Genomic DNA, 17786 nt, shown 5'->3' with positions numbered 1-17786 from the left:
GCTTTGGATCCAAAAAATGTGAACGTCACCGCGATTCACCCGACAATAAAAAGCCCCGCCGGGAAAACCCGGCAGGGCTTTGGATGACGCGAGCGATTACAGGCCGGCAGCAATGCGCAGGTCGTTGGCGCGGTCGGTCTTTTCCCAGGTGAAGGTGGTGAAGGTGTCGTCGCCGACGGTCTTCTGCGCAGGGGTACGACCGAAGTGGCCGTAGGCTGCGGTTTCCTGGTACATCGGGTGCAGCAGGTCGAGCATGGTGGTGATCGCGTAAGGGCGCAGGTCGAAGATCTCGCGCACCAGTTTGACGATCTTGTCATCGCTGATCTTGCCGGTACCGAAAGTGTTCAGCGAGATCGACGTAGGCTGGGCCACGCCGATGGCGTAGGACACCTGGATCTCGCAGCGCTCGGCCAGGCCGGCGGCGACGATGTTCTTGGCCACGTAGCGACCGGCGTAGGCCGCCGAACGGTCAACCTTGGACGGATCTTTACCGGAGAACGCGCCACCGCCATGACGGGCCATGCCGCCGTAGCTGTCAACGATGATCTTGCGACCGGTCAGACCGCAGTCGCCGACCGGGCCACCGATGATGAACTGGCCGGTCGGGTTGATATGGAACTGGGTGTCTTTGCTCAGCAGTTCGGCGGGCAGCACGTGCTTGACGATCAGTTCCATCACGCCTTCGCGCAGGTCGGCGTAGGAAACGTCCGGGTTGTGCTGGGTCGACAGGACGACTGCGTCGATGCCGACCACCTTGCCGCCTTCATAACGGCAGGTCACCTGGGACTTGGCGTCCGGGCGCAGCCAAGGCAGCAGGCCGGATTTGCGCGCTTCGGCCTGACGTTGCACGAGCTGGTGCGAGAAGGTGATCGGTGCTGGCATCAGCACGTCGGTTTCGTTGCTGGCGTAACCGAACATCAGGCCCTGGTCGCCGGCACCCTGATCTTCAGGCTTGGCTCGGTCGACGCCCTGGTTGATGTCAGGGGACTGCTTGCCGATGATGTTCATCACGCCGCAGGTAGCGCCGTCAAAGCCTACGTCGGAGCTGTTGTAGCCGATGTCGGTGATCACGTCACGAACGATCTGCTCCAGGTCAACCCAGGCGGTAGTGGTCACTTCGCCAGCGATGATCGCTACACCGGTTTTCACCAGAGTCTCGCACGCCACACGGGCGAACTTGTCTTCAGCAATGATGGCGTCCAGTACCGCATCAGAAATCTGGTCGGCGATTTTGTCCGGATGCCCTTCAGACACGGACTCGGAGGTGAAAAGGGAGTATTCGCTCATCTCGATGTTTTCCTGATATTTACCGATGGTGAGTGTCGCCAGCCGGTCGCTGAAAATGGCGGACCTGAATCTGGAAACCATTACGTAAACCTACATAGAGGCTTTCCCCGGGAACGAGCCCCGCAGCGGTGGCCCAACGGGCCAGGTCGTCCTGTTCAAAACCCAACCAGAGATCACCGCAGGCCTCCCTGGCCCAATTCTGGTTGTGGCTGCATAAATCTGTAACCAGCAGGCTACCGCCGGGTTGTAGCAAGTTCGCCATCTGCTTGAGGGCGTCGGCGGGGGCCGCGAAATGGTGCAGGACCATGTTCAGCACCACGCAATCGGCCTTCAGGCCCGTATGAGTCAGCGCGTCGGCCAACTGCAGGCGGACATTGCCCAACGCCTCGCGCTCGCAGAGCTGGCGTGCCAGCTCAAGCATTGCCGGGCTGTTGTCCAGCGCGGTGACCTGGCCGAAACGGCACGCCAGTTCTGGCAGAAAGCCGCCATCCCCAGGCCCGACTTCCAATGCCGTGGCCTCATGACTGAAGCTCAGCTTGTCCAATAGCGCCAGTACGCTTTCGCGATATTGGGGCAAACCGGCGATCAGGTCCTGCTGGGCACGAAACTTCTCGGCAACCCGCGAGAAAAAGTCCTGGCTGGCCGCAGCGCGTTGTCCGTGTACCTGGCCGATGCGTGATTGCACGTCGTTGGGCAGGTTGAGGCTGTCCACTTCGTCGAGCAGGGCGGCATGAAGCTTTCCGCCGAGCACGTCGGAGTGGGGCAGGGCGCGGCGGTAAAAAATCGCATTGCCTTCGCGGCGGGTGGCCACCAGGTCGGCCTGGGCCAATACCTTCAAGTGGTGGCTCATGCCGGACTGGCCAATGGCGAAAATCTGCGCCAACTCCAGTACACCGAAAGAGTCGTTGGCCAGTGCGCGCAATACGTTCAGGCGCAACGGGTCACCAGCGGCCTTGCACAAGGCTGCCAGGTCATCGCCGTCGTCAGGACGCAGGGAGGGCACGGGTAGGTTCATAAGGCCAGCAGTCTAGTGACGGGTGGGTCTCCTCGCAAGGCCAATATCAAAAAGTTTTGATATTGGACGATAAGTGGCGGTTATAAACAGTCGCTATAACCTTTAGACGAAGCGGTTAAAGGTTTCTGCAAGCGATTGCCGCGCAAAGCACAGGAAAAACACCTGCAAGTGACTATCTGTCATTGCCCGCAGGCGGTGGCTGAGGGAAAATGCCGGTCCTTTTTTCCGTTTCTTTTAATCACTCACTATTCAAAATCCTCAGGAGAACAGCGATGCCCAGCCGTCGTGAGCGTGCCAACGCCATTCGTGCCCTCAGCATGGATGCCGTGCAAAAAGCCAACAGCGGCCATCCCGGTGCCCCGATGGGCATGGCGGATATCGCCGAGGTACTTTGGCGTGACTACCTGAAGCACAACCCGAGCAACCCATCGTTCGCCGACCGTGACCGCTTTGTGCTGTCCAACGGCCACGGCTCGATGCTGATCTACTCGCTGCTGCACCTGACCGGCTACGACGTCACCATCGATGACCTCAAGAGCTTCCGCCAGCTGCACAGCCGCACCCCGGGCCACCCGGAATTCGGCTACACCCCAGGCGTCGAGACCACTACCGGTCCCCTGGGCCAAGGCCTGGCCAACGCCGTAGGTTTCGCGCTGGCTGAAAAAGTCCTGGGCGCGCAATTCAACCGCCCTGGCCACCACATCGTTGACCACCACACCTACGTGTTCCTGGGTGATGGCTGCATGATGGAAGGCATTTCCCATGAAGTCGCTTCCCTGGCCGGTACCCTGGGCCTGGGCAAGCTGATCGCCTTCTACGATGACAACGGCATCTCCATCGACGGCGAAGTCGAGGGCTGGTTCACCGACGACACCCCTAAGCGTTTCGAAGCCTACAACTGGCAGGTGATCCGCAATGTCGACGGCCACGATCCGGAAGAAATCAAGACTGCCATCGACACCGCCCGCAAGAGCGAGCAGCCGACGCTGATCTGCTGCAAGACCACCATCGGTTTCGGTTCGCCCAACAAGCAAGGTAAAGAAGACTGCCACGGTGCCCCCCTGGGTGACGCGGAAATCGCCCTGACCCGCGCCGCGCTGAAGTGGAACCACGGTCCGTTCGAAATCCCGGCCGACATCTACGCCGAATGGGATGCCAAGGAAAAAGGCCTGGCCACCGAAGCCGAGTGGGACCAGCGCTTCGCCGCCTACTCCGCTGAATTCCCGGAGTTGGCCAACGAGCTGGTACGCCGCCTGGCCGGTGACCTGCCTGCCGACTTCTCGGAAAAAGCCTCGGCCTACATCGCCGAAGTCGCGGCCAAAGGCGAGACCATCGCCAGCCGTAAAGCCAGCCAGAACACCCTGAACGCCTTTGGCCCGCTGCTGCCCGAGTTCCTCGGCGGTTCGGCCGACCTGGCGGGTTCCAACCTGACCCTGTGGAAAGGCTGCAAAGGTGTCTCGGCCGAAGACGCCAGCGGCAACTACATGTACTACGGTGTGCGCGAGTTCGGCATGAGCGCCATCATGAACGGCGTGTCCCTGCATGGCGGCCTGGTGCCTTACGGTGCGACCTTCCTGATGTTCATGGAATATGCACGTAACGCAGTCCGCATGGCGGCGCTGATGAAGAAGCGTGTGATCCATGTGTACACCCACGACTCCATCGGCCTGGGCGAAGACGGCCCGACGCACCAGCCGGTCGAGCAACTGACCAGCCTGCGTACCACGCCGAACCTGGATTGCTGGCGCCCAGCCGACGCGGTCGAATCCGCCGTGGCCTGGAAACATGCGATCGAGCGCAAGGACGGCCCTTCGGCGCTGATCTTCTCTCGTCAGAACCTGCAACACCAGGTGCGTACCGACGCGCAGATCGCCGACATCAGCCGTGGCGGCTACGTGCTCAAGGACTGCATCGGCGAGCCGGAGCTGATCCTGATCTCCACCGGTTCCGAAGTGGGCCTGACCGTCCAGGCATACGACAAGCTGACTGCCCAGGGCCGCAACGTGCGCGTTGTTTCCATGCCGTGCACCAGCGTGTTCGAAGCCCAGGATGCCGACTACAAACAGTCGGTGCTGCCGTTGCAGGTCAGCGCGCGTATCGCCATCGAAGCGGCCCACGCCGACTACTGGTACAAGTACGTGGGCCTGGAAGGCCGCGTGATCGGCATGACCACCTACGGTGAGTCGGCGCCGGCACCGGCGTTGTTCGAAGAATTCGGTTTCACCCTGGATAACATCCTGGGTCAGGCTGAAGAGCTGCTGGAAGACTAAAGCGCGAACGCGGCGGCCAATTTGGCCGCTGCACACAGATGTGCGTTGGCGACTGCCCATCGCACCCTCTGTAGGAGCGAGCTTGCTCGCGAAGAACGAGAGAGCGCCGCGTCACATCAGAAACGCTGCGTTATCGTTGACGATCTTCGCGAGCAAGCTCGCTCCTACATTGGTTAGATGGTTTATGTCGCCCCCACTGCGAGAACCCCATGCCCCAACCGCGTCCCTACAAAGTTGCACTCAACGGCTACGGCCGCATTGGTCGTTGCGTCTTGCGTGCTCTGTTCGAGCGAGGGGCGGCGGCCGGTTTTGAAATTGTCGCGATCAATGACCTGGCCGACATGGCCAGCATCGAATACCTGACACGCTTTGACTCCACCCACGGCCGCTTTCCCGGCGAAGTGCGGGTCGAAGGCGATTGTCTGCATATCAAGGGCGACTGCGTGAAAGTGTTGCGCAGTGCCACCCCCGAGGGCATCGACTGGGCGGCGCTGGGCGTCGACCTGGTGCTGGAATGCTCCGGTGCCTATAACACCCGCGCCGATGGCCAGCGTTTTCTCGATGCCGGCGCCCCGCGCGTGTTGTTTTCCCAGCCGATGGCCAGCGAGGCGGATGTCGACGCCACCATCGTCTACGGCATCAACCAGGATTGCCTCACCGGTCATGAGTTGCTGGTGTCCAATGCCTCCTGCACCACCAACTGCAGCGTACCGCTGTTGCGCCTGCTGGATCAGGCGATCGGCCTGGACTACGTGTCGATTACCACCATCCACTCGGCGATGAACGACCAGCCGGTGATCGACGCCTATCACCACGAAGACCTGCGCCGCACGCGCTCGGCGTTCCAGTCAGTGATTCCGGTGTCCACCGGCCTGGCGCGCGGCATCGAACGACTGTTGCCGGAACTTGCCGGGCGAATTCAGGCCAAAGCCGTACGGGTGCCGACGGTGAACGTGTCCTGCCTGGACATCACCATGCAAACCGTCAGCGACACCGATGCCGAGGAGGTCAACCGGATCCTGCGTGACGCCGCCACCAGCGGCCCGCTCAAGGGCCTTCTGGCCTATACCGAGTTGCCCCACGCCAGTTGTGATTTCAACCATGACCCGCATTCGGCGATTGTCGATGCCAGCCAGACCCGCGTTTCCGGCCCGAGGCTGGTGAACATCCTGGCCTGGTTCGACAACGAATGGGGGTTTGCCAACCGTATGCTGGACGTCGCAGAACACTATCTGCAAACAGCCTCTCCAAAACTTTAGCCTCAGGAATTGCCTCCCATGACCGTGTTGAAGATGACCGACCTCGATCTGCAAGGTAAGCGCGTACTGATTCGCGAAGACCTCAACGTCCCAGTCAAGGACGGTGTTGTCACCAGTGATGCGCGAATCCTGGCCTCGCTGCCGACCATCAAGCTGGCTCTGGAAAAAGGTGCGGCCGTGATGGTCTGCTCCCACCTGGGTCGTCCGACCGAAGGTGAGTTCTCCGCCGAAAACAGCCTCAAGCCTGTGGCTGACTACCTGAGCAAGGCCCTGGGCCGGGACGTGCCACTGGTGGCTGACTACCTGGGGGGCGTCGACGTCACGCCTGGCGACATCGTGTTGTTCGAAAACGTGCGCTTCAACAAAGGCGAGAAAAAGAACAGCGACGAACTGGCCCAGCAATACGCGGCCCTGTGCGACGTGTTCGTGATGGACGCTTTCGGTACCGCCCACCGCGCCGAAGGTTCGACCCATGGCGTGGCCAAGTTTGCCAAGGTCGCCGCTGCCGGCCCTCTGCTGGCTGCTGAACTGGACGCGCTGGGCAAGGCCCTGGGTGCGCCCGCACAGCCAATGGCCGCCATCGTGGCCGGCTCGAAAGTTTCCACCAAGCTGGACGTGCTCAATAGCCTCAGCCAGATCTGTAACCAGTTGATCGTCGGCGGCGGCATTGCCAACACCTTCCTGGCGGCCGCGGGTCACCCGGTGGGCAAGTCCCTGTACGAGCCGGACCTGCTCGACACCGCGCGCGCCATCGCTGCCAAGGTCAGCGTACCGCTGCCAGTGGACGTGGTCGTGGCCAAGGAATTTGCGGAAAGCGCCGAAGCGACCGTCAAGCTGATCGACGATGTGGCCGCCGACGACATGATCCTGGATATCGGCCCGCAAACCGCGGCCAACTTCGCAGAGCTGCTCAAGGCTTCCCAGACCATCCTGTGGAACGGCCCGGTGGGTGTGTTTGAGTTCGATCAGTTCGGCAATGGCACCAAAGTGCTGGCCAAGGCGATTGCCGAAAGCTCGGCATTCTCCATAGCCGGCGGCGGCGACACCCTGGCGGCCATCGATAAATATGGCGTTGCCGACCAGATCTCCTACATTTCTACCGGTGGCGGTGCGTTCCTCGAGTTCGTTGAAGGCAAGGTCCTGCCTGCCGTTGAAGTCCTGGAAAGCCGGGCCAAAGGCTAAGGCGCGCGATCAGGAAAAGGAGCATTCCCATGATCAAGTCGTTGGCACTGGTGCTCGCAGCGGGCCTGTTGGCTGGCTGCGGCAGTACGCCGAACGCTGCGCCGGAGGTTGGCAAGCCCGCGCCAGCGCAGAAAAAAAGCTGCTATCAGGCCGATTGGCAAGCCGAGACCATGCCGGTGATCAACAAGCGCATCGGCAATGAACGCCTGGAGAAATACGACTCCGCGCCCAACGGTCAGGAACAGGGTTGCCCTTGACGGGTCTGATCAACTAACCGACAGCAGTGGCGGCCTTTTGGGGCGCCGTTCGAGGATTGGCAATGAAAGGCGTTTTCGCCCTGGCAACACTGGCGTTACTGGCCGGTTGCAGCAGCATGAACATGTTCAACAAGGCAGAGTCTGCCGACAAATGGACCACTTGGACCTGCGATAGCAAGGCCGAGGTCAACTGGCGCTTTGCTAACCAGGCCCACAGCGAGGTGGATGTACGCCTCGGCGGTTCCGACCAGGTTTACCGCCTTAAGCAGGACGTTGCCGCCTCGGGCGTGCTGTACAGCAACGACCAATTGGCGTTTCACACAAAAGGTGAGGAAGGCCTGGTTTACTGGGTGGCCACCGACGATTTGATCGGGCGGGGCTGCAAGGCCCAGTAAACAGAACACGGTCTCAACATTAATGAGATCCCAATGTGGGAGGGGGCTTGCCCCCGATAGCGTTGGGTCAGCCACCCACGATGTCGACAGGTAAATCGCCATCGCGGGCAAGCCCCCTCCCACATTGATACGGTTTCAAAGTGATGTCGGCGTTGAGTCCGGCTCACAAAAAACGATTCAGCAGGCCAGGTATGCAAAGCCTGACCTTCAATAACTTGAATAGCAGCCGCCGCTACGGCAGGCTTGCACGATTAACGACCCTCGACCGGGAGAGACAACACAATGGCACTTATCAGCATGCGTCAAATGCTGGACCACGCAGCCGAATTCGGCTACGGCGTCCCAGCTTTTAACGTCAACAACCTTGAGCAGATGCGCGCCATCATGGAAGCCGCTGACAAGACCGACTCCCCTGTGATCGTCCAGGCTTCGGCCGGTGCCCGCAAATACGCCGGCGCGCCTTTCCTGCGCCACCTGATCCTCGCCGCGATCGAAGAATTCCCGCACATCCCGGTGTGCATGCACCAGGACCACGGCACTAGCCCTGACGTGTGCCAGCGCTCCATCCAACTGGGTTTCAGCTCGGTGATGATGGACGGTTCCCTTGGCGAAGACGGCAAGACCCCGACCGACTACGAGTACAACGTCCGCGTGACCCAACAAACCGTGGCCATGGCTCACGCCTGCGGCGTGTCGGTTGAAGGCGAGCTGGGCTGCCTGGGTTCCCTGGAAACCGGCATGGCCGGCGAAGAAGACGGCATTGGCGCCGAAGGCGTGCTGGATCACAGCCAGATGCTGACTGACCCGGAAGAAGCCGCTGACTTCGTCAAGAAGACCCAGGTGGATGCCCTGGCGATCGCCATCGGCACCAGCCACGGCGCCTACAAGTTCACCAAGCCGCCAACCGGCGACGTGCTGGCTATCGACCGCATCAAGGAAATCCACAAGCGCATCCCTAACACCCACCTGGTGATGCACGGTTCTTCCTCGGTACCGCAAGAGTGGCTGGCGATCATCAACCAGTACGGCGGCGACATCAAAGAAACCTACGGCGTCCCGGTTGAAGAAATCGTCGAAGGCATCAAGTACGGCGTGCGCAAGGTCAACATCGACACCGACCTGCGCCTGGCGTCCACCGGTGCGATGCGTCGCCTGATGGCCACCAACCCAAGCGAATTCGACCCACGTAAATTCTTCGGCGCAACCGTTACGGCGATGCGTGACGTGTGTATCGCTCGCTACGAAGCGTTCGGTACTGCCGGCAACGCTTCGAAGATCAAGCCGATCTCGTTGGAAGCGATGTACCAGCGTTACCTGAAAGGTGAGTTGAACGCTAAGGTGAATTAAGCCTCAGGCGTTAAAAAGAAGCCCGCAGTGATGCGGGCTTTTTTTGGTACCGAGTTAAATGAACTGAATGTTTTCCCTTTGTTGTTTTTTGATGCTTTGCTGAACATTTTGAGTTTGATCAAGTTGATAAGACAAAATGCTCGGTGCGCCCGTTGGTTCAGTTAAGTGTCGGGTGTCATTCAGATCCGTCTTGTTTAACTGTAATTAAATCCATGAGGCGTTACAGTGATCGTGCTGAACGCAATTAAACTACCGGCGCTTATTTCTAATTTATATTTAAAGCTGTCAACCTTGACAGTATCGCTCGTTGGCCATCGTGCCTAGGCTGGAGTCACTCATTAAAGAGAGGTGTACACGGCTATGTCACATCCATATCTTATAAAATCGCTTCAGTGTCTAACTGCTATTGGCGCGTTGGCGTTGATGGGGAGTGCATATGCGGCGCCGTTATCTTGCCCCGAGGTTTCAACCATCACGGCGGTGAGCATTCAGTTTTCAGCTGAAGAAGAGGGGTGGAAGGGTGAGCAGTCCATTGACAATAAATCGATGGTCGAAGGGTTCAAGTTTATGGGCTCGGCAATCAAGCAGGGAACGGACAGCGAAACAAAGTTGCCTTATAACTATGTAATCTGTAATTACAGTGGTAAAGGTAAGGATGACTATCTAAGGTTGTCCCAGAGGTTTGTCCTGCCTCCTGTGCCTAAAGGTTCTGGTTGGAAGGATAATGAGTGCGCAACGAGTAAGGTCGCGGACTGTGCTTTTGAGTTGGTGAATTCAAAGGGCCCAGCTCAGATGAAATTACCTGCCCAGTAGACAGGCAACCTCGTCGCGTGAAAAGTGGCGGCCGCTCTTGGTGAGCGGCCGCGCATGTGTATGCCAGTAAAGGCGGTATTGGCCACATTGTTCAGATCGCGCTCGGCGAAGTCCGCCAGGCCGAGGCGCTCAAGGGGGGGCGTCAAGGCGTTCGCGCAGGCAGGCAACGCCCACGCGAAATGAGGCGCCGCTCACTCGTGGTCGATATCCAGTTTGGCAAACGTCACCCGTGCGCCTTCCTTGCTATCCCCGCTGTTGTCCTGAACATACGCGCCAGCCTTGAAGTACAGGGGTTTGCTGCCCCACGCCGCACCGATGCGTTCGTTCCACTCACTGTCGGCGGCGTACACACTGAGCAGCCCGGCCTTGTTGAGGTTGATCACGTAGGTGAAGCTTTTTTCCAGCGGCACATTGGAAGCCACGATGATCACGCGGCTTTCATCCTCATCCGGACGCATGCGGACCTTGGCGACGATGTTGCCGGTCTGGGTTTTTTCCTTGAATTGATACTCCAGCTTGATCAGCGGCTTCTGGCTGTCATAGGCGTGAATCTGGCCGATCACCACCTTGCCGGTGGACGGTACCTGGTTGACGGTCAGCGTGGCGCGCAGGAAGTTGTCGGCGTCAGGGTAGGTCCAGTTACGCAGGCGGCCGTCGGCGTAGGTTTCACGCAGTTCGCTGCGGGGGTAGACAGCGTTTTCGGTACGGGTGCCGGTGACGGGTGTCCAGAATTGCACATTGCTCCCTTCTGCCTGGAAATATTGGTCATTGAAGCCGCTCATCAGCTTCGGGGTGTCGATGGTCGCGGGGGGCGAGCCGACCGGAATACTCAGGTTCCAGGTGGAAAGATCAATCATGGGCGTAGGCCTTTTTACAGAGGGGTGTAGGCTATGGCCCTTGGGCCAGACAGGTTCTTTATAGGCGGTCGTCACTCGCTTGTTAATTATTGCTCGGCAATTTATTGGCGCCAAAGGAATGCCAAAAAGCCATGTTGCCCATGAACCGTGGGCTGCAGGCACTGACCGTTAGTCGGCTTCCCAGGCTTTGGCGCAATGATGGCATCGCGGTGACTTCTGATTTTTGGGAACCGAGGCTAGAGTGATGCCTCAGAGTTTGTCCGGGTTTTCTGTCAGAAGTGACTGGGACAGCTCCTTTAGGAAGAGACGTAGCATGGAATGCGCACCACTCCCCGGCGATGGCAGTTCGGTTCTTCTGGTGGTCGATGACTACCCGGAAAACCTGATCAGCATGCGCGCACTTTTGCAGCGTGATGATTGGCATGTGGTGACCGCTGCTTCAGGTCTTGAAGCCCTGGAATTGCTGCTGCAGCTCGAAGTTGATCTGGTATTGCTGGATGTGATGATGCCCGGCATGGACGGCTTTGAAGTCGCCCGCCTGATGCGCGGCAACCAGCGCACCCGGATGACGCCAATCATCTTCCTCAGTGCCAATGCCCAATCGCCCGCCGCCGTGCTCGAGGGCTATGCCAGCGGCGCGATCGACTACCTGTTCAAACCGTTCGACCCGCATATCCTCAAGCCCAAGGTCCAGGCGTTGCTGGAGCACCAGCGTAATCGCCGGGCGCTGCAGCGCCTGAGTCATGACCTGGAATCGGCGCGTGCCTTTAATGCCTCGGTGTTGGACAACGCCGCCGAAGGCATCCTGGTGGTGGGGGAGGGGGGAGTGATCGAGTACGCCAACCCGGCGATTTCGCGCCTGCTCAATGCCACGATCCAGGAACTGCAAGGCCAGGAGTTCCTCGGCTTCCTGCAAAAACCCCATGTACCTGCCTGGCTGGATTCGCAGATGTATGCCGGTTACCGCCAGGGCGAAACCTGGCGCTTGCATGATGCGATCCTGCGCACAGGCCGCGGCCAACAGGTGCCGGTGGCGTTGTCGTGCGCGCCGTTGCCCTCTGAGCAGAAGGCCATGGTGGTGACGGTGCTGGATATGTCCGAAATACGTCACCTGCACCAGCAACTGGAGTTTCAGGCCGTCACAGACCCGTTGACCGGGTTGCTGAATCGGCGCGGCTTCTATCAAGCAGTAGAGAGTGCGTTGTTGCGCGGCGAACGCGTCGAGCGGTCGCTGGTGTTGCTGTACCTGGACCTGGATGGGTTCAAACGGGTCAACGATTCACTGGGGCATGACGCTGGCGATCGGGTGCTGCGCTGGGTGTCGGAACAATTGCAGGGCAGCGTGCGCGCCAGCGACATTCTCGGACGCATGGGCGGCGACGAATTCACGGCATTGCTGGAGCTGGAGTTCCCGGAACAGGCCGCGAAAATTTCGGAAAAACTGATTGAGCGTGTGTCTGTTTGCCAGCAGGTCGACGGGTTGGATGTGATGCTCGGGGTCAGCATCGGCATTGCCACTTTCCCGGATTGCGGTTCTGACTTGAACGGTCTGCTGCGTGCGGCAGACATCGCCATGTACGAAGCCAAGCGTGCGGGGCGTCAGCAGTACCGCTATTACGATCAGGAAATGAACGGGCGTGCTCGTTCGCGGCTGATGCTTGAAGACAGCGTGCGCACGGCGATTCAGAACAAGGACTTCACCCTGGTGTACCAACCCCAGGTGTCCCTGGAGGACGGTCGCTTGCGCGGCGTCGAGGCGCTATTGCGCTGGCAGCACCCCAGCGTCGGTGATGTGCCGCCGGGGCTGTTTTTACCGCTGCTGGAGGAGGCCCGGCTGATCAGCCAGTTGAGTGCCTGGATTTACCTGCAGGTCGCTGCGCAGCGCCAGATGTGGCAGGTGGCTTTGGATGACGAACTGGTGCTGAGCGTGAGCCTGAGCAGCAGCCAGTTCAATATGCCGCAGCTGTCCAGCCAACTGCAGCAGGTGCTGGAGCGGCATGGGTTGCAGGGGCGGCAGTTGGAGGTGGAAATCAGCGAAGACAGCCTGATGAGCAATCTTGAGGAGTCTGCCAAGCAGCTCAAGTTGTTGCGTCAGGTCGGGGTGCGTATCGCCCTGGATGACTTTGGCTGCGGCCACTGTTCCCTGGCTCACCTGCGCGACCTGGAGTTCGACACCCTCAAGCTTGATCCGCAACTGGTCGCGCGCCTGCCGGGCTCGGCGCGGGATGCCGCACTGGCCCGCAGCATTATCCAATTGTGCGAGCACTTCGAGGTGCTGGTGATCGCCGAGGGCGTAGAGACGCAGGAGCAATCCGAGTGGCTCAAGGCCAATGGTTGCCGATTTATCCAGGGGCCATGGGCGGCGCAGCCGTTGATGGCCGAGGAAGTGCTCGTCTGGGCGCGCGCTCGCGTGCGTTGAATTCGCTACACTGGCGCCCATCCGAACCCTGTTGCAGACCCCCAATGACCGCCCTGAAATACCTCCAGGCCTACCCCGCAGCCCTCCAGGAGCAAGTGCGCCAACTGATCGCCAAGGACCAGTTGGGTGCCTACCTGGAGCAGCGTTACCCCGAGCGCCACGCCGTGCAGAGTGACAAGGCGTTGTATGCCTACGCGCTGGCCCTGAAGCAGGAGCACCTGCGCAACGCGCCGGCCATCGACAAAGTGCTGTTCGACAACCGCCTGGACCTGACCCATCGCGCCCTCGGCTTGCACACCACGATTTCCCGGGTGCAGGGCGGCAACCTGAAGTCCAAGAAAGAGATCCGCATCGCCGCGCTGTTCAAGGAGGCCGCGCCGCAGTTCCTGCGCATGATCGTGGTGCACGAGCTGGCGCACTTCAAGGAGTCGGACCACAACAAGGCGTTCTATAAACTCTGTGAGTACATGATGCCGGGCTACCATCAGGTGGAATTCGACCTGCGGGTGTACCTCACCTATCGCGACTTGCAGGGCAAGCCCTAACCGTACAAGGCGACCGACCATGGATGTGAGCAAGACCAAGAGCAGCTTTTACCGCCGGCTCTATGTGGCGTACCTGATCGACAGCGGGCAAGCCAGCAGCGTACCGGCGCTGACCGAGTTGACGGGCATGCCCCGGCGCACGGCGCAGGACACGATTGCGGCGCTGGCCGACCTGGATATCGTGTGTGAGTTCGAACAGCAAGACGGCGGCCGCAACCATGCCGGGCATTATCGGATTCGGGATTGGGGCGCGATTGATCGGCGGTGGATCGAGGTGAATCTCGGGTCCATCAAACAGGTATTGGGTTATCCCTGAGGTTCTGCGGGGATTTGGCTGACGCCATCGGGGTAAGTCGAATCGTCGCACCGCCCCTCCCACATTTGAATGCATTCACAGTTCAAACTGTGGGAGGGGGCTTGCCCCCGATGGCGGCCTCAAACACGCCGCATACCAATATGTGGAATATCGTCTTCCAGGTATTCCTCGCCCGCCACCAGAAAACCATACCGACCGTAATACCCTTGCAAATGGGCCTGGGCTGACAGGAATATCGGCGTTTCTGGCCAGATATCGTCAATCTGCCTGAGGGTTTCCTGCATCATCAGGTGCCCCAGCCCGGTGCCGCGCGCCATGGGGGCCACGATTACCCGCCCGATCACCACGTCGCCGCCCTGGGACTCCGGGTCCAACAGGCGCAGGTAAGCCACCAACTGGTCGTCCTGCCAGGCCATCAGGTGGTGGGTATCGCCTTCCAGGTCCTGCCCGTCGATGTCCTGGTAGATGCACTTCTGCTCGACGACAAAGACTTCGCTGCGCAGGCGCAGGATGGCGTAGAGCTGCTCCTTGCCCAGGTCATTGTGATGTTTGCAGACCCATTCGACTGTCATGGTGCGTTCTCTTTATCAATGTCTGTTCTGGATAGTAAGCGCGCCACGCCTTTGTGTCGAAATCAGCTATTTTTGTGAGTGACGTCAATTCGCCATCATTGTGTGCATCTGCCGTCGGCTTCTTGTGTAATCTGAACTACTGTTAGAGCCTCAGGCCTCGCCTGAGTAAGGGCTACCGCCTGCCTGCCAAGGACTTTAAGCATGCCGCGATTCTCTCGTGCCGTTGCTTTGATTGGAGTTTTATTGCTGGCCCAGCCAGTGTTCGCAGAGCGTCTGCGCCTGGTAGCGGATGCCTGGCCACCCTTTACCGATGCCACCTTGATCAATGGCGGGCTGGCCACCGACATTGTCACCACGGCCTTGGCCCGCGCCGGGTACGCCAGTGATTTCGAACAGGTGCCCTGGGCTCGCGCACTGATGGGGGTGGGCGATGGGCGCTATGACGTACTGATCAACGCCTGGTACGACGATGCTCGCACGCAGTTGGGGCAGTTTTCCGCGGAATACCTGGTGAACCGTGTGCGTTTTATCAAGCGCCGTGACGACCCGATCGAGTTCCAGAACCTTGAGCAATTGCACGATGAGCCTATCGCCGTGGTGCGCGGGTACGTGTATTCGCCGGCGTTCGACCAGGATGCGCAATTGCAGAAAGTCCCTGTGCATAACTTTGCCATGGCCGTGCGCATGCTTGCGGCGCAGCGCGTGCGGTTGACGGTGGAGGATGAATATGTGGCGCGCTATTACCTGTCACGCGAATCGGCGCGGGTGCGCAATGCGGTGGAGTTTTTGCCCAAGCCCTTGAGCGAAAATAGCCTGCATATCCTGGTCAGCCTGAAGAACCCTGAGCATGCGCAGATCGTCGCCAGCTTTGACCGCGAGATTGCCAGGATGAAGGCTGATGGCAGTTATGCGCGGTTGATGAAGGCCCATGGCATGTAGTGCCTGTGCGGGCCTCATCGGGAGCAAGCCCCCGATAGCGACCTAAGCCGCGCTGGTGTCCTTGATCAAATGCGCCGCCAAGGTGCGCAACGGCCCCAACTGCCGGCAAATCAACGCCAACTGCGTTTGCACCAAGCGTTGCCCTTCATCGATCTCGTCCGGCATCTGCTCCAGGTCGGTTGCCAGCGCTTCCTCGGCATCACTCTGAATCGCAATCGGCTGTTTGTTGGCCAAGCCCTCGGCGATCTCATCGATGCTTGCCGCCAGTGTCTTGCCGGCGCCGTCGATCAAATGCTCACGCACCTCGGCCGGCAGTTGGGTTTCCCGATGCGCGCCGAGCCCTGACAAGTAGCTGAGCAGGGTGTGGGACAGCACCAGGAAGCGGAAGCCCACATCGGCTTCCTTACGGAAGTGCCCCGGTTCCATCAGCATATTGGCCAAGGTGGTGGACAGGGCCGCGTCGGCGTTATGCGCATTGCGTCGAGCCAGGCGGTAGGCCAGGTCATCGCGCTTGCCGGCAGCATACTGCTGCATGATTTGGCGCAGGTAGATGCTGTTGCAGGTCAGGGTGTTGGCCAGCACTTTGTTCAGGCGGCGGCCTTGCCAGTCCGGCAGGAACAGGAACACCGCCAGGCCGGCAATCACGCTGCCCAGCAACGTATCGAACAGGCGTGGCAGGAACAACCCGTAGCCATCGCCCACTTGGTTAAAGCAGAACAGCACCATCAAGGTGATCGCCGCCGTGGCCAGGGTGTAGCGGGTGGTGCGGTTGATAAAGAACACCAGGCCTGCGGCGATGGCGAACATCGATTGCACCAGCGGGCTGGGGAACAGGTCGAACAGTGCCCAGGCCACGGTGAGGCCGATGGCCGTGCCGATGATCCGCTGACCGAGCTTGCGCCGCGTGGCGCCATAGTTGGGCTGGCAGACGAACAGGGTGGTGAGGATGATCCAGTAGCCTTGGGACGCGTGGATCGCGTGCAGGACGCCATAGCCGACGGTCAGCGCCAGGGCCAGGCGCAAGGCGTGACGGAACAGCAGCGACGTCGGTGTGAGCTGGGTGCGCAGGCGCGTCCACATCTCCTTGAGGTTGCGCGGGGCGCGGTCCAGCAGGTTGCTGTCGGTAGCGTCGGCCAGGGCGTCGGGATTGCTGGCGTCGCCCAGCAGGCGATCCAGGGTCGAGAGGTTGGCCGCCAGGGCACGCAACGAGCGCAGCAGGCCGCGCCAGGCCGGGTTGCTCTGGATGCGCAGGTGTTCCAGTGAGGCATTCAGGTCGCCCAGGGCTTCGGCGAAGTGGGCGTCATAAATGAACGGCTGGCGCAGTTGGATCGACTCGGCCAGGGCCTGGCAGGCCTTGCCTTGCTGGCGCAGCAGGCGCTGGCAGCGGAACAGCACATCGCTGTGGAAGAAGGCCTCGGCCAGGGCGTTGTAGGGGTAGTGGGACGAACTGGCGCGTTCATGGATGTCCTGGGCCAGGAAGTACAGCTTGAGGTAGCGGCTGACCTTCGAACCCGGTCGGCCATTGCCGACGCGGTGCAGGATGATTTCCTTGGCCGCATTGAGCGCCGCCACCACCCGGCCATTTTGCTGGGCCAGTTCCAGGCGCCGCGCCTCCACATCCAGTTGGCGGATCGGCTCGAACAGCGACGATTTAAGCTTGAGATAATGCCCCAACTCTCGAAACAGGCGCGCCAGGCTCTGCTGTACCGGCTGGTTGGAAAACAGCACCTGCCACAGCACCGACAACACGCCGTACCAGGCGGCACCGGCCACCAGCAGCAAGGGTTCATGCCAGAAATCGCTGACGGCGCCGCCGCGCTGGTCCACGCCGATCATGGTGTAGACCGATAGGATCAAGGTGGCCGAGGCAATCGCGCCATAGCGTTCGCCCAGGGCCCCGAGCATGGTCAGGCCGAAACTGGCCAGGGCCAGGGCGACTGCGAAAATCCAGGGGTAGGGGAACAGCAACTCCACGGACAGCGCGGCGATGCTGAAACACACCAGCGTCACCGCCAGGGCATTGAGGCGGCCCTGCCAACTGTCGTCGGTCTCGGCCAGGGCACTGGCGATGATCCCCAGGAACAGTGGGATCAGCAGTGTCATTTCATCCTGGTACCAGCACAGCGCCATGCTGCCGGTAAGGGCGATGAAGACCCGCACGCTATAACTGAATTTATCCAGCGCCCACAGGCGCCGCATGGACTGCTTGAACGAGGTCGATGACATGAAGTCTGGAGTCTTCCGGGACGTTGCCGCTAAATTGAGCTATCAAGGACGCCACGGCAAGCGTGGCGATCACATCTGACAGCAAAT

Annotated in this window: 16 protein-coding genes; 11 read left to right on the top strand and 5 right to left on the bottom strand. The window is 60.2% G+C overall.

The genetic code is table 11. The features are described from left to right. Nucleotides 1–96: 96 nt before the first annotated feature. Together metK and P2T68_RS33880 are read right to left on the bottom strand one after the other, a co-directional pair. Nucleotides 97–1287 (bottom strand): methionine adenosyltransferase, encoded by a 1191-nt coding sequence (gene metK / locus P2T68_RS33885; RefSeq protein WP_024077850.1) that lies wholly within the window; start codon nucleotides 1285–1287, stop codon nucleotides 97–99. A gap of 19 nt (nucleotides 1288–1306) precedes the next feature. Beyond that, nucleotides 1307–2302: a metalloregulator ArsR/SmtB family transcription factor gene (locus P2T68_RS33880; protein ID WP_277378849.1), complete on the bottom strand. Its 996-nt coding sequence runs from the start codon at nucleotides 2300–2302 to the stop codon at nucleotides 1307–1309. Nucleotides 2303–2574: 272 nt separating this feature from the next. On the opposite strand from P2T68_RS33880, the gene tkt reads away from it, so the two are divergent. From tkt to P2T68_RS33845, 7 genes are all read left to right on the top strand, one after another. Continuing rightward, nucleotides 2575–4572, top strand: a complete 1998-nt coding sequence (tkt, locus tag P2T68_RS33875) for a transketolase (protein ID WP_024077848.1) — start codon at nucleotides 2575–2577, stop codon at nucleotides 4570–4572. 209 nt (nucleotides 4573–4781) lie between these two features. Continuing rightward, on the top strand, nucleotides 4782–5831 hold the full coding sequence (epd, locus tag P2T68_RS33870) for an erythrose-4-phosphate dehydrogenase (RefSeq protein WP_024077847.1): 1050 nt from the start codon (nucleotides 4782–4784) through the stop codon (nucleotides 5829–5831). 18 nt (nucleotides 5832–5849) lie between these two features. Next, nucleotides 5850–7013 carry a phosphoglycerate kinase gene (locus P2T68_RS33865; RefSeq protein ID WP_024077846.1) on the top strand — a complete coding sequence of 388 codons (1164 nt, stop codon included), beginning with the start codon at nucleotides 5850–5852 and terminating at the stop codon, nucleotides 7011–7013. A 29-nt stretch (nucleotides 7014–7042) separates the two neighbouring features. Continuing rightward, entirely contained in the window at nucleotides 7043–7270 is a 228-nt protein-coding gene (locus tag P2T68_RS33860) for a hypothetical protein (protein ID WP_024077845.1), read from the top strand. 62 nt (nucleotides 7271–7332) lie between these two features. Then, nucleotides 7333–7665, top strand: coding sequence for an MliC family protein (locus P2T68_RS33855; RefSeq protein WP_024077844.1), 333 nt, complete (start codon nucleotides 7333–7335; stop codon nucleotides 7663–7665). 282 nt (nucleotides 7666–7947) lie between these two features. Next, on the top strand, nucleotides 7948–9012 hold the full coding sequence (gene fba / locus P2T68_RS33850; protein ID WP_003177554.1) for a class II fructose-bisphosphate aldolase: 1065 nt from the start codon (nucleotides 7948–7950) through the stop codon (nucleotides 9010–9012). A 360-nt stretch (nucleotides 9013–9372) separates the two neighbouring features. Next, nucleotides 9373–9825 carry a hypothetical protein gene (locus P2T68_RS33845; protein ID WP_277378848.1) on the top strand — a complete coding sequence of 151 codons (453 nt, stop codon included), beginning with the start codon at nucleotides 9373–9375 and terminating at the stop codon, nucleotides 9823–9825. Between the two features lie 191 nt (nucleotides 9826–10016). Here the strand turns inward: P2T68_RS33845 and P2T68_RS33840 are convergent, their stop codons facing one another. Further along, nucleotides 10017–10682, bottom strand: coding sequence for a polysaccharide lyase family 7 protein (locus P2T68_RS33840; RefSeq protein WP_069077184.1), 666 nt, complete (start codon nucleotides 10680–10682; stop codon nucleotides 10017–10019). Nucleotides 10683–10995: 313 nt separating this feature from the next. Between P2T68_RS33840 and P2T68_RS33835 the strand changes: the two genes are divergently transcribed. Genes P2T68_RS33835 through P2T68_RS33825 form a run of 3 tightly spaced genes read left to right on the top strand, consistent with a single transcriptional unit; the run spans nucleotide 10996 to nucleotide 13962 of the window. Continuing rightward, a complete protein-coding gene (locus P2T68_RS33835; RefSeq protein WP_024077841.1) occupies nucleotides 10996–13101 on the top strand; it encodes an EAL domain-containing protein in 2106 nt (701 codons plus the stop codon). A gap of 44 nt (nucleotides 13102–13145) precedes the next feature. Beyond that, complete coding sequence (locus tag P2T68_RS33830) at nucleotides 13146–13646, top strand: M48 family metallopeptidase (RefSeq protein ID WP_069077183.1); 501 nt, start codon at nucleotides 13146–13148, stop codon at nucleotides 13644–13646. Nucleotides 13647–13665: 19 nt separating this feature from the next. After that, complete coding sequence (locus P2T68_RS33825; protein WP_024077839.1) at nucleotides 13666–13962, top strand: winged helix-turn-helix domain-containing protein; 297 nt, start codon at nucleotides 13666–13668, stop codon at nucleotides 13960–13962. Nucleotides 13963–14081: 119 nt separating this feature from the next. Here P2T68_RS33825 and P2T68_RS33820 read toward each other — a convergent pair whose 3' ends face one another. After that, nucleotides 14082–14534: a GNAT family N-acetyltransferase gene (locus tag P2T68_RS33820; RefSeq protein WP_069077182.1), complete on the bottom strand. Its 453-nt coding sequence runs from the start codon at nucleotides 14532–14534 to the stop codon at nucleotides 14082–14084. A 201-nt stretch (nucleotides 14535–14735) separates the two neighbouring features. Between P2T68_RS33820 and P2T68_RS33815 the strand changes: the two genes are divergently transcribed. Further along, the gene (locus P2T68_RS33815) at nucleotides 14736–15473 is read left to right on the top strand and encodes a transporter substrate-binding domain-containing protein (protein WP_024077837.1); all 738 of its coding nucleotides are present in this window, start codon (nucleotides 14736–14738) and stop codon (nucleotides 15471–15473) included. A 42-nt stretch (nucleotides 15474–15515) separates the two neighbouring features. Here P2T68_RS33815 and yccS read toward each other — a convergent pair whose 3' ends face one another. Further along, nucleotides 15516–17699, bottom strand: coding sequence for a YccS family putative transporter (gene yccS, locus P2T68_RS33810; RefSeq protein WP_024077836.1), 2184 nt, complete (start codon nucleotides 17697–17699; stop codon nucleotides 15516–15518). Nucleotides 17700–17786 lie beyond the last annotated feature (87 nt).

Source organism: Pseudomonas sp. G11 (assembly GCF_029457515.1).
Lineage (GTDB): Bacteria > Pseudomonadota > Gammaproteobacteria > Pseudomonadales > Pseudomonadaceae > Aquipseudomonas > Aquipseudomonas gorinensis.
Note: the sequence above shows the minus strand (reverse complement) of the source record. Positions and strands in the feature narration are given on the sequence as shown.

Bases quoted from the DNA above. Each gene is read 5' to 3' on its own strand.
- P2T68_RS33845 (WP_277378848.1), top strand. From the start codon at position 9,373: ATGTCACATCCATATCTTATAAAATCGCTTCAGTGTCTAACTGCTATT.
- P2T68_RS33815 (WP_024077837.1), top strand. From the start codon at position 14,736: ATGCCGCGATTCTCTCGTGCCGTTGCTTTGATTGGAGTTTTATTGCTG.
- epd (WP_024077847.1), top strand. From the start codon at position 4,782: ATGCCCCAACCGCGTCCCTACAAAGTTGCACTCAACGGCTACGGCCGC.
- P2T68_RS33865 (WP_024077846.1), top strand. From the start codon at position 5,850: ATGACCGTGTTGAAGATGACCGACCTCGATCTGCAAGGTAAGCGCGTA.
- P2T68_RS33855 (WP_024077844.1), top strand. From the start codon at position 7,333: ATGAAAGGCGTTTTCGCCCTGGCAACACTGGCGTTACTGGCCGGTTGC.
- tkt (WP_024077848.1), top strand. From the start codon at position 2,575: ATGCCCAGCCGTCGTGAGCGTGCCAACGCCATTCGTGCCCTCAGCATG.
- P2T68_RS33880 (WP_277378849.1), bottom strand. From the start codon at position 2,302: ATGAACCTACCCGTGCCCTCCCTGCGTCCTGACGACGGCGATGACCTG.
- metK (WP_024077850.1), bottom strand. From the start codon at position 1,287: ATGAGCGAATACTCCCTTTTCACCTCCGAGTCCGTGTCTGAAGGGCAT.
- P2T68_RS33830 (WP_069077183.1), top strand. From the start codon at position 13,146: ATGACCGCCCTGAAATACCTCCAGGCCTACCCCGCAGCCCTCCAGGAG.
- P2T68_RS33840 (WP_069077184.1), bottom strand. From the start codon at position 10,682: ATGATTGATCTTTCCACCTGGAACCTGAGTATTCCGGTCGGCTCGCCC.
- P2T68_RS33820 (WP_069077182.1), bottom strand. From the start codon at position 14,534: ATGACAGTCGAATGGGTCTGCAAACATCACAATGACCTGGGCAAGGAG.
- P2T68_RS33825 (WP_024077839.1), top strand. From the start codon at position 13,666: ATGGATGTGAGCAAGACCAAGAGCAGCTTTTACCGCCGGCTCTATGTG.
- yccS (WP_024077836.1), bottom strand. From the start codon at position 17,699: ATGTCATCGACCTCGTTCAAGCAGTCCATGCGGCGCCTGTGGGCGCTG.
- fba (WP_003177554.1), top strand. From the start codon at position 7,948: ATGGCACTTATCAGCATGCGTCAAATGCTGGACCACGCAGCCGAATTC.
- P2T68_RS33835 (WP_024077841.1), top strand. From the start codon at position 10,996: ATGGAATGCGCACCACTCCCCGGCGATGGCAGTTCGGTTCTTCTGGTG.
- P2T68_RS33860 (WP_024077845.1), top strand. From the start codon at position 7,043: ATGATCAAGTCGTTGGCACTGGTGCTCGCAGCGGGCCTGTTGGCTGGC.